11 protein-coding genes are annotated in these 10,323 nt (G+C 69.5%); 5 read left to right on the plus strand and 6 right to left on the minus strand.

Annotation, left to right across the window (positions count from 1 at the left end; genetic code table 11):
- From ABZ478_RS38950 to ABZ478_RS38965, 4 genes are all read left to right on the plus strand, one after another.
- A partial coding sequence (locus ABZ478_RS38950; RefSeq protein ID WP_359557504.1) for a polymorphic toxin-type HINT domain-containing protein occupies positions 1-1,797 on the plus strand: 1,797 nt, incomplete at its 5' end.
- A gap of 2 nt (positions 1,798-1,799) precedes the next feature.
- The gene (locus tag ABZ478_RS38955; protein ID WP_359557506.1) at positions 1,800-2,516 is read left to right on the plus strand and encodes a hypothetical protein; all 717 of its coding nucleotides are present in this window, start codon (positions 1,800-1,802) and stop codon (positions 2,514-2,516) included.
- A gap of 143 nt (positions 2,517-2,659) precedes the next feature.
- Complete coding sequence (gene coaA / locus ABZ478_RS38960; protein WP_359557516.1) at positions 2,660-3,628, plus strand: type I pantothenate kinase; 969 nt, start codon at positions 2,660-2,662, stop codon at positions 3,626-3,628.
- A gap of 55 nt (positions 3,629-3,683) precedes the next feature.
- Positions 3,684-4,631 (plus strand): DUF389 domain-containing protein, encoded by a 948-nt coding sequence (locus ABZ478_RS38965; RefSeq protein ID WP_359557507.1) that lies wholly within the window; start codon positions 3,684-3,686, stop codon positions 4,629-4,631.
- Between the two features lie 18 nt (positions 4,632-4,649).
- Here ABZ478_RS38965 and glmM read toward each other — a convergent pair whose 3' ends face one another.
- The 3 genes from glmM to rplM all read right to left on the minus strand — a co-directional run bounded on the left by glmM (position 4,650) and on the right by rplM (position 7,186).
- Entirely contained in the window at positions 4,650-6,008 is a 1,359-nt protein-coding gene (glmM, locus tag ABZ478_RS38970; RefSeq protein WP_359557508.1) for a phosphoglucosamine mutase, read from the minus strand.
- 178 nt (positions 6,009-6,186) lie between these two features.
- Positions 6,187-6,699, minus strand: a complete 513-nt coding sequence (gene rpsI / locus ABZ478_RS38975) for a 30S ribosomal protein S9 (protein WP_004927169.1) — start codon at positions 6,697-6,699, stop codon at positions 6,187-6,189.
- A gap of 43 nt (positions 6,700-6,742) precedes the next feature.
- Entirely contained in the window at positions 6,743-7,186 is a 444-nt protein-coding gene (gene rplM / locus ABZ478_RS38980) for a 50S ribosomal protein L13 (RefSeq protein ID WP_067055815.1), read from the minus strand.
- A 289-nt stretch (positions 7,187-7,475) separates the two neighbouring features.
- Here rplM and ABZ478_RS38985 point away from each other — a divergent pair, with 289 nt between their 5' ends.
- Positions 7,476-8,357: a hypothetical protein gene (locus ABZ478_RS38985; RefSeq protein WP_359557510.1), complete on the plus strand. Its 882-nt coding sequence runs from the start codon at positions 7,476-7,478 to the stop codon at positions 8,355-8,357.
- 1 nt (position 8,358) lies between these two features.
- On the opposite strand, the gene truA is transcribed toward ABZ478_RS38985, so the two are convergent.
- From truA to ABZ478_RS39000, 3 genes are all read right to left on the minus strand, one after another.
- Positions 8,359-9,213 carry a tRNA pseudouridine(38-40) synthase TruA gene (gene truA, locus ABZ478_RS38990; RefSeq protein WP_359557512.1) on the minus strand — a complete coding sequence of 285 codons (855 nt, stop codon included), beginning with the start codon at positions 9,211-9,213 and terminating at the stop codon, positions 8,359-8,361.
- Between the two features lie 74 nt (positions 9,214-9,287).
- Positions 9,288-9,779 (minus strand): 50S ribosomal protein L17, encoded by a 492-nt coding sequence (gene rplQ, locus ABZ478_RS38995; protein WP_359557514.1) that lies wholly within the window; start codon positions 9,777-9,779, stop codon positions 9,288-9,290.
- Between the two features lie 164 nt (positions 9,780-9,943).
- The coding region (locus ABZ478_RS39000; RefSeq protein ID WP_308435782.1) for a DNA-directed RNA polymerase subunit alpha C-terminal domain-containing protein at positions 9,944-10,323 on the minus strand (380 nt) is incomplete at its 5' end.

Raw genomic sequence — 10,323 nt, forward strand, 5'->3', positions numbered from 1 at the left:
GACAAGGCAGCCGGAAAAGCCGAGGGCTACGCCAAGGACGCCCGCGACTCCGCCGACGCCGCCGAACTCGACGCAGCCGCCGCCCGCTCCGCCGCGACCCGGGCCGAACAGGACGCCAAGGACGCCCGCACGGCGGCCGACCGCGCCGACGCGGCCGCGACCGAGGCCGAGGAGGCCGCGAAGGACGCCGCCAAGTACGCCGAGGAGGCCCAAGCCGCCGCCGACCGGGCCGAGCGGCAGAGCAACGCCCAGCAGATCGACACCGGAACCGTCGTCGACCAGAGCGGCTCCATCGGCAACGTCTTCTACACCGTCGACCACATCGAGAAGATCGGCGATCCGGAGGTCGAGAAGAAGACCGACGGCTGCGACGGCTTCATCGACAAGCTGTTCTACAACGGCGACTGCACGATCACCACGAAGATCCGGTACAAAGCGGTCCTCGACGTCTACCTGTGCACCGCCGAGGACCTGAACCTGAAGCAGTTCTCCTGTCCCACCAGCGCCGCGAAGTACCTCGGCGAGGTCCGGACCGACGAACTGTCCTACAAGGTCACGCACACCATCACGATCGCGGAGTACCAGAAGGGCGTCGACCCCGTCGACATCCTCTTCGGCAGCTGGATCAAGTGCGTCCAGAAGCTCACCCCCGGTGGTGAGGGAGGAAGCGGGGCCGGATGCGCCTGGGCGACCCTGGACGTCGCCTCCCTGTTCGCAGGCAAGATCATCAGGCCCATCGCGGAAGCGGTACGCGCCGTGGACGCCGCGATGGTCACCGGCGTCGGCATCCGGGACGCGTTCAAGGCGCTCAAGTCCCTGAAAGGTGTGGACGCGGCCACGGTCGCGGCCATCGAGGCCGAGGTCAACATCTACGAGGAGCTCACGACCGCCTGCACCCGGAACAGTTTCCCCGGTGACACCCAGGTGCTCATGGCTGACGGCTCCCACAAGGCGATCCGTGACGTGCGGGTAGGCGATCGGGTCCGCGCGACGGACCCGGAGACCGGCCGCCCGTCGACGCGGCGCGTGACGGACACGATGCGGCACGACACCCGTCGGCTCCTGGACGTCACAGTGGCCGGCGGGACGCTGTCCAGTACGGCGGGGCACAAGTTCTTCGTCGAGGGACGTGGCTGGGTCCTGGCCTCCGCCCTGCGCGCGGGCGACAGCCTGCGTACCCCGAACGGCACCCACAGGATCGTGACGGCCGTCAAGGACCGAGCCGGGCTGGCGCCCCGCGAGGTCTACGACCTCACGGTCGACGGGATCCACACGTTCTACGTCGGCACCAGGGGCAGCGACCCGCAGAGCCTCCTCGTCCACAACTGTGTCGACATCATCGCCGACGAGGGCATCGAGGGCGCCCACACCATCGGCGACCACGTGAACAAGTCGGACGCCGACATGGCGTCGAAGGCACTGGCCAGCAGGAGCGGCATCGCCACTCGATGGGCCAGCAAGGACATCGCCGCCGAAGCGGTGGACAAGGCCATCTCGCAATGGCTGGCGCACCACCCGGACCACGCGGCCGAGCTGCGAACCTGGGAGAACAAGATCGCCCAGAAGCTCGGCAAGGGAGGCCGCTTCGACCCTCGGACGGATCTGAAGACCATCCCGTGGGACGTGCGGGACATGGGCGTCAAACTGGGCGACAAGTGGGTGCGCGACGGCAACCGAGCGGTGAAGAGCGCTGTCGACACCAACGGGGTCGTCGTACAGCTCAAGTACATCGGCAAGAAGAACGCGCAGCACCCGCACGGCAAGTGGGTCGTGTACACCGCCTACCTGAAGGGATGATCTTGGCTGACGAGGATGCCGAGGGCTTCACCCAAGACGGCTACCTGGAAGACACCTACGTCACGGACCTGGGGCTGACGTGGCTGGCCTCGCGCTGGGAGGTGCTGGACGCGCTCTCGGAAGAGGACGCCCGGTGCCACCTGCCGGCAGGCGGGCCCGTCGCGGAGTGGCTGGGCTTCGCCGAGCTGGCGGTCGACGAGTTCGACCGCTCGAAGGCGGTCCGACTCGGCCAGGACGTCCAGCGGCTGCTGCGCTCCTCACTGCCGGACGAGACGATCCGCAGGGTGTGGCTCGCCGCCACCCACGGCGTCTTCGACCCGAGCGAGTACGGCATGAGCGCCGGCGCCTGGCTGCGGCGGGTCGAGCAGGCCTGGCTGACCCGGGTGCGGCAGGACGATGCCGCGTTCGTTCCTCCTCCACCCCAGCCGGTGGTGGACGAGGAGCTTCGGCGGGGCGTTCTGCAGGTGATCCGCCCGGTCGCTGAACCACTCGGCCTCGCGGCCGGGCGTCCCGCGTTCGGTGTGCCGTCGACCGGTCTCGTTCCAGCGCTGGAACGAGTGGTCACCGAGTCCTGCGCGGACCTCGGCTTCCGTCTGTTCCTGCGCGCCATGAAGGCGTACCACGTTCCGGCGGACCGACCGCGTCTCGTCGCCCTCGGCGAGCGGTTCGGCTATCCGCGGTGGGTCGTACCCGACGGGCTCAACGACCGGACCGACTGACGCCGGGCAGAGGGGCGGGTGGACGAATGAGGTCCGCCCGCCCCCACGGCGTCCGCGAGGCGCAGTGCCCACGTGACGCACCCCACGCCGCACCCCTGTTCAAACTCCGTTAACAATGGACTGTGATCTCACCGGTCTCCCCGATGCCCAGGAGCGCCCACCGGTCCAGGCCGGAGGCGACTCCCTACGTCGACCTCACGCGTGCCGAGTGGAGTGCGCTGCGGGACAAGACGCCACTGCCGCTCACCGCCGAGGAGGTGGAGAAGCTGCGCGGACTCGGCGACGTCATCGACCTCGACGAGGTGCGGGACATCTACCTCCCGCTGTCGCGCCTGCTCAACCTCTACGTCGGCGCCACGGACGGCCTGCGAAGCGCGCTCAACACCTTCCTCGGCGAACAGGGTTCACAGTCCGGCACCCCGTTCGTGATAGGCGTCGCCGGTTCGGTGGCGGTCGGCAAGTCCACCGTCGCCCGGCTGCTGCAGGCCCTGCTGTCCCGCTGGCCCGAGCACCCCCGCGTCGAACTGGTGACGACCGACGGGTTCCTGCTGCCCACCAGGGAGCTGGAGTCCCGCGGCCTGATGTCGCGCAAGGGCTTCCCCGAGTCGTACGACCGCCGGGCGCTGACCCGCTTCGTCGCCGACATCAAGGCGGGCAAGGACGAGGTGACGGCCCCCGTCTACTCCCACCTGATCTACGACATCGTCCCGGACAGCCGGCTCACCGTGCGCCGCCCGGACATCCTGATCGTCGAGGGGCTCAACGTGCTGCAGCCCGCCCTGCCCGGCAAGGACGGCCGCACCCGGGTAGGCCTCGCCGACTTCTTCGACTTCAGCGTGTACGTCGACGCGAGCGCCGAGGACATCGAGAGCTGGTACCTCAGCCGCTTCAGGAAGCTGCGCCGGACCGCCTTCCAGAAACAGGACTCGTACTTCCGCAAGTACACCCAGGTGTCCGAGGACGAGGCCCTCGACTACGCCCGCACCCTGTGGCGCACGATCAACAAGCCCAACCTGGTCGAGAACATCGCGCCCACCCGCGGCCGCGCCACCCTCGTCGTGCGCAAGGGCGCCGACCACAAGGTGCAGCGGCTGCGGCTGCGCAAGCTCTAGGTTGCGGACACGGCCCAGATATGACGTGTGCATGGAAGCCTGTTAGAAAGGCGCCATGCTGCATCTGCGCCTGATCACCCCGGCCGAGAAGACGGACGAGGTGGTGCGGCTGATCGGGACGACGGTCGGCACCGCCCATCTCGTGGTGCTGCCGGGCGCCGCCCGCGACCCCGCCGGGGACGTCGTCCAGTGCGACGTGGCACGCGAGGCGGGCGACGAACTCCTCAGCGCCCTGCAGCGGTTGGACCTGGAACGGACGGGCTCCATCGCGGTCGAGAACATCGACCTGTCGCTGTCCCGGCGGGCCGAGAAGGCCGAGGACGAGGCGCCCGGCGAGGCCGCGGACGCGGTGCTCTGGGAGCACCTGACGGAGGCGACGCACGAGGAGTCGACCCTGTCGGTCACCTACGTCGCGTTCCTCACCCTGGCCACCATGATCGCGGCCTGCGGTGTGGTGCTGGACAACGCCGTCCTGATCGTGGGCGCGATGGCGGTCGGCCCGGAGTTCGGTCCGCTGGCCGGCATCTGCACGGCTCTGGTGCAGCGCCGCCCGCGCCTGGCGCTGCGCTCGGTGACCGCGCTGCTCGTGGGCTTCGCGGCGGCGATGGCGGTGACGGTCGGCTTCAGCCTGTTCATGGACGCCATCGGGCTGTTCCACCGGTCGGAGCTGGAGGGCGAGCGCCCCAACACGGCGTTCGTCTACGCCCCCGACGCCTTCTCGTTCGTCGTGGCGGTGCTGGCGGGGATCGCCGGCACCCTGTCCCTGACCTCCGCCAAGTCGGGCGCGCTGGTGGGCGTGGCCATCTCGGTGACGACCGTGCCCGCCGCCGCCAACGCGGCCGTCGCCCTCGCCTACGGCGACACCGCCCAGACGGCCGGCTCGACGAACCAGCTCCTGCTCAACCTGCTCGGCATCGTCCTGGCCGGCATCCTGACCCTCCTGACCCAGAAGTGGTTCTGGGCCAGGCAGCGGCGGCAGCGGCCGAACGTCGAAAGGACCTAGCCGAGAGGGCCGGGAAGCTCAGCCCAGGGCCGACTTCACCGCGTCGGCGAGGCGTCCGGCGACGGACCTGGCCTGGTCGATGTCGGCCGCCTCGACCATCACCCGTACCAGCGGCTCGGTCCCCGAGGAACGCAGCAGCACGCGCCCGGTCTCCCCCAGCTCGCGCTCCGCCTCGGCGACCGCGGCGGCGAGATCCGCCGAGGTCTTCACCCGGGACTTGTCCACGTCCGGGACGTTGATCAGGATCTGCGGCAGGCGCTCCATCACCGACGCCAGCTCCCGCAGCGTACGGCCGGTCTGCGCTACCCGTGCCGCCAGCAGCAGCCCGGTCAGCGTGCCGTCCCCGGTCGTCGCGTGGTCGAGGATGATCACGTGTCCGGACTGCTCGCCGCCGAGGGCGTAGTCCTTCTCCTTCATCTCCTCCAGCACGTACCGGTCGCCGACGGCGGTCTGCACGAGGTGGATGCCCTCCCGCTCCATCGCCAGCTTGAAGCCCAGGTTCGACATGACCGTCGCGACGACGGTGTCGGAGCGCAGCTCGGAGCGTTCCCGCATCGCCAGCGCGAGCACGGCGAGGATCTGGTCGCCGTCCACCTCCGCGCCGGTGTGGTCCACGGCGAGGCAGCGGTCGGCGTCACCGTCGTGCGCGATACCGAGGTCGGCGCCCTGCTCGACGACGGCCGCCTTCAGCTTCTCCAGGTGGGTGGAGCCGCAGCCGTCGTTGATGTTGAGCCCGTCCGGCTCGGCACCGATCGTGACGACCTGGGCGCCGGCCCGCGAGAACACCTCCGGCGAGACCCCCGAGGCCGCGCCGTGTGCCTCGTCCAGGACGATCTTCAGGCCGTCGAGCCGGTTCGGCAGCGCGCCGAGGAGGTGACCGACGTAGCTCTCGAAGCCCTCGTCGTACGAACGCGCCCGTCCGACCCCGGCACCGGTGGGCCGCTCCCAGGGCTCGCCGTGGCGGTGGGACTCGTACACCGACTCGATACGGTCCTCGAGCTCGTCGGCGAGCTTGTGGCCACCGCGGGCGAAGAACTTGATGCCGTTGTCCGGCATGGCGTTGTGGCTGGCGGAGAGCATCACGCCGAGGTCGGCGCCGAGCACGCCGGTCAGGAACGCCACCGCCGGCGTCGGCAGCACGCCGACCCGCAGCACGTCCACGCCCGCGCTGGCCAGGCCCGCGACCACGGCCGCCTCCAGGAACTCCCCGGACGCGCGCGGGTCCCGTCCGACCACGGCCTTCGGCCGGTGGCCCGCGAAGGTGCCCGCCTCGGCCAGCACGTGCGCCGCCGCCACGGACAGACCGAGCGCCATCTCGGCCGTCAGGTCCGCGTTGGCGACACCGCGCACGCCGTCCGTACCGAAGAGTCGTCCCACTTGTCCTCCTGAGGAAGCGTCCATGCTGCCGGGAATCATGGCAGACGCCACGACACCCGATCACACAAGCCTTTGAGCGTCTTGTGTCGTTATACGCCCTTGGGCTGGGATAAACGAACGCCCCGACGGCACAGAGGCGTGCCGCCGGGGCGTTCGGAGTACGAGCAGGCCGCTGTGATTAGCGCTTGCTGTACTGCGGGGCCTTGCGGGCCTTCTTGAGACCGGCCTTCTTGCGCTCGACCGCACGGTCGTCGCGCTTGAGGAAGCCGGCCTTCTTCAGCGGGCCGCGGTTGTTGTCGACGTCGGCCTCGTTCAGCGCACGGGCGACACCGAGACGGAGCGCACCGGCCTGACCGGAGACGCCGCCACCCGCGATACGGGCGATGACGTCGTAGCGGCCCTCGAGCTCGAGCACCTTGAAGGGCTCGTTGACTTCCTGCTGGTGCACCTTGTTCGGGAAGTAGTCCTCGAGGGTGCGACCGTTGATCTTCCACTTGCCGGTGCCCGGGACGATCCGGACGCGGGCGATGGCGTTCTTGCGACGGCCCAGGCCGGCGGCCGGCTGGGGCTCACCGAAGCGGGACGCCATCGACTCCGAGGTGTACTCACCCTCGACGGGGACCTCGGACTCGGTGGTGTAGCTGTCGATGTCAAGCTCTTCGAGCGGCTGCTCGGCAGTGGTCTCGGCCACGATTCTCCTCAGATTCTCTGTCAGTCTTAGGGGGTGGCCGGACTTACTGCGCGACCTGGGTGATCTCGAACGGCACCGGCTGCTGGGCAGCGTGCGGGTGCTGGTCACCCTTGTAGACCTTCAGCTTCGAGAGCATCTGACGGCCCAGGGAGTTCTTGGGGAGCATGCCCTTGACGGCCTTCTCGACGGCCTTCTCCGGGTTCTTGTCCAGCAGCTCGTCGTAGCGGACGGAGCGCAGACCACCCGGGTAGCCGGAGTGGCGGTACGCCATCTTCTGGGTCCGCTTGTTGCCGGACAGGTGCACCTTGTCGGCGTTGATGATGATGACGAAGTCACCAGCGTCGACGTGCGGCGCGTAGATCGGCTTGTGCTTACCCCGGAGGAGGGTCGCGGCGGTGGTGGCGAGACGGCCCAGAACAACGTCCTGAGCGTCGATGACGTGCCACTGGCGCGTCACATCGCCGGGCTTGGGGCTGTACGTACGCACGGTTCGTAGCCTTCGCTTCGAGTGAATGGTCCTAAACAAGGTCACCGAAACGATCACGACAGCCTGAGCCACTGCGGCGACGCATACCGCGTACGTGGGGTTGCTGGTCATCGGTTTGGTGAACCGGTGTAAGGGCCCGTCCCGTGAGAATGAGCAAGCCAATACACAACGAAGAAGCAGGTTACCTGGACGCCCCCGGACGGGTCAAAACGAGGCATGCCGATGGACAAAGGTCGCATGCCGCCGCTCGCGCTCCAGTATCGGCCGCCCCCCGTCTAAGATGCGCCCCATGAGTTACGGGCAGGGGGGACCCCAGTCACAGTGGGATCCCTGGAAACCTAATTCCCAGCAGCCCTGGAACAGCGGCGGTGACGACGGCACCCCCGACTGGGCCGCGCTCGCCGAGGCGTCCGAGACGCGGAACAAGCGTCGCCGGCTACTGTTTATCGGCGGCGGCGCGCTGGCCACGATCGGCGTCGGCACGGCCGTCGCGATGGCCGTGGTCTCCGCGAACGGCGACAACGGCGCCTCGGGCAAGCCCACCAATCTGCCCGCGAGCGCCTCCCTGCCCAGCGGCTCGGCCACGGCACCGTCCTTCGCGCCCACCAGCGCCCCGCCGCCGCTGGACCCGAAGGACTTCATAGCCAGCGCCAAGAAGGACACCGCCCCGCTGAGCCCCGAGACGCTCTTCCCGGGCACCCAGCTCACCATGGGCGAGACGGTGTACAAGAAGGGCGCCACCGCCGACACCAGGAACTGCGCCTCGGCCACCGGCGGCAACCTGCCGAAGATCCTCACGGCCAACGGCTGCAGCCGGCTGATGCGGGTGAGCTACGTCAACGGCGGCATCGCCGTCACGGTCGGTGTCGCGGTCTTCGACGACGAGGCGCAGGCCACGAAGGTCAAGTCCCAGGCGGGCAGCAAGAAGAACCTGGTGAACTCCCTGGCCGGCAAGGGCATCAAGAGCTTCTGCGACTCCGCGATCTGCCGGACGACCACGAACGCCTACGGCCGCTACGCCTACTTCACGATCAGCGGCTTCACCGGCGGCAAGAACGTCACCACCAAGGACACCAAGGTGTTCCGCACCGGCGACGACCTGGCCCAGTTCACCGTCAACCAGATCCACCGCCGCGGCCAGGCACAGGCCTCCGCGGCGGCGAACCGGTAGCTCAGCAGCACCCCGCCGACGGAAGCGACCGCTTGTTCCGGGCCTCCTTGTTCCGGGCGGCCAGCAGCTCGTCGGCGGGGTAGCCGACCTCCTCCAGGGTCAGCCCGTGCGGCCGTACGACGTGCACGGCGCTGTCCCGCACCCCGGCGGCCAGCACCTTCCCGGGCCACTCCGGCCCCCGGTGCCCGTCCCCCACGAACAGCAGCGCGCCGATCAGGGAACGCACCATGTTGTGGCAGAAGGCGTCGGCCCGCACCGTGGCGGTGACGACCCCGTCCCCGCCGCGCACCAGGCTCAGCTCCTGGAGGGTGCGGATCGTGGTCGCGCCCTCGCGCCGCTTGCAGTAGGCGGCGAAGTCGTGCTCGCCGACGAGCCTCCGCGCGGCCTCGTTCATCGCGTCCACGTCGAGCGGCCAGTCGTGCCAGAGGACATGGCCCCGCAGCAGGGGGTCCACTCCGCCGGGGTTGTCGGTGACGCGGTAGGCGTAGCGCCGCCAGACGGCCGAGAAACGGGCGTTGAAGCCGGCCGGGGCCTCGCTGAGCCGCCACACCCGGACGTCCTTGGACAGCCGTCCGGCGAGCCGTTTCAGCAGCTTCTCGCGGTGCTCCGCCCACAGCTCGGCGGGCAGGTCGACGTGCGCGACCTGGCCGCGCGCGTGCACCCCGGCGTCGGTCCGCCCGGCCACCGTCAGTTCGTACGTCTCCTTCGACCGCGTCACGGTCCGCAGGGCGTCCTCGATCTCCCCCTGCACGGTCCGCCTGCCGCCGGCCTGCTTGGCCCAGCCGTGGAAGCCGCTGCCGTCGTAGGAGAGGTCGAGGCGGATGCGTACGTGTCCGGGCTGTACTTCGTCACTCACACAGGAATCCTCTCAAGTACGCGAAAGCGGGCCCGCCCCGGAGGGCGAACCCGCTTCCCGCGTCAGGCAGAGCCTCAGGCGTCCTTCGACTCCTCGGCGGGAGCCTCGGCCGGAGCCTCGGTGGTCTCCTGCGCCTTGGCCTCGTCCGACTCCTTGACCGCACGCTTGGTGGCGGCCTCGGCCTCACCCACGGCGTTCTGCTGCACCGTCAGCGCCTCGACCAGCTCGATGACGGCCATGGGCGCGTTGTCGCCACGGCGGTTACCGATCTTGGTGATGCGGGTGTAGCCACCCGGACGGTTCTCGTAGCGCGGGCCGATCTCGGTGAAGAGCGTGTGGACGATGCTCTTGTCCGTGATCACCTGGAGCACCTGGCGGCGGTTGTGAAGGTCGCCCTTCTTCGCCTTGGTGACCAGACGCTCGGCGTACGGGCGCAGGCGGCGGGCCTTCGCCTCGGTGGTGGTGATACGGCCGTGCTCGAAGAGCGCCTTCGCGAGGTTCGCGAGGAGCAGCTTCTCGTGCGCGGCGCTGCCGCCCAGACGGGCACCCTTGGTGGGCTTCGGCATTGTTCTTCTCCTGTGTGTCTGCCCCGGCCGTATCAGGTACCGGGGTCAGTATCCGAGCAGACGGTTGTCTGTCGGAGACCCCGCGCCCCGAATGGGGGCGCGGGGAGCTGCGGGACCGGCCACGGCCGGCCCGCAGTCGCAGAACCGGGCTCCTCGCGGAGCGCTCAGTACTGCTCGGTCTCGACGAAACCGGCGTCCGCGTCGTCGTCGGCGCCGAAGGCGTCGGCGGCGGCGGTCGGGTCGAATCCGGGCGGGCTGTCCTTCAGGGCCAGGCCCATGCCGGCCAGCTTCGCCTTGACCTCGTCGATCGACTTCGCACCGAAGTTGCGGATGTCGAGCAGGTCCGCCTCGGAGCGGGCGACGAGCTCACCCACGGAGTGGATGCCCTCGCGCTTGAGGCAGTTGTACGACCGGACGGTGAGCTCGAGCTCCTCGATCGGCAGCGCCAGATCGGCGGCCAGGGCGGCGTCCGTCGGGGACGGGCCCATGTCGATGCCCTCGGCGTCGATGTTCAGCTCGCGGGCGAGACCGAACAGCTCGACCA

The sequence above is a fragment of the Streptomyces sp. NPDC005706 genome, from assembly GCF_040631045.1.
Classification (GTDB): Bacteria; Actinomycetota; Actinomycetes; order Streptomycetales; family Streptomycetaceae; genus Streptomyces.

Excerpts from the sequence above, each read along its gene's own strand:
- ABZ478_RS38965 (WP_359557507.1), top strand. The coding sequence starts at position 3,684 with ATGCTGCATCTGCGCCTGATCACCCCGGCCGAGAAGACGGACGAGGTG.
- rplQ (WP_359557514.1), bottom strand. The coding sequence starts at position 9,779 with ATGCCGAAGCCCACCAAGGGTGCCCGTCTGGGCGGCAGCGCCGCGCAC.
- coaA (WP_359557516.1), top strand. The coding sequence starts at position 2,660 with ATGCCCAGGAGCGCCCACCGGTCCAGGCCGGAGGCGACTCCCTACGTC.
- ABZ478_RS38985 (WP_359557510.1), top strand. The coding sequence starts at position 7,476 with ATGAGTTACGGGCAGGGGGGACCCCAGTCACAGTGGGATCCCTGGAAA.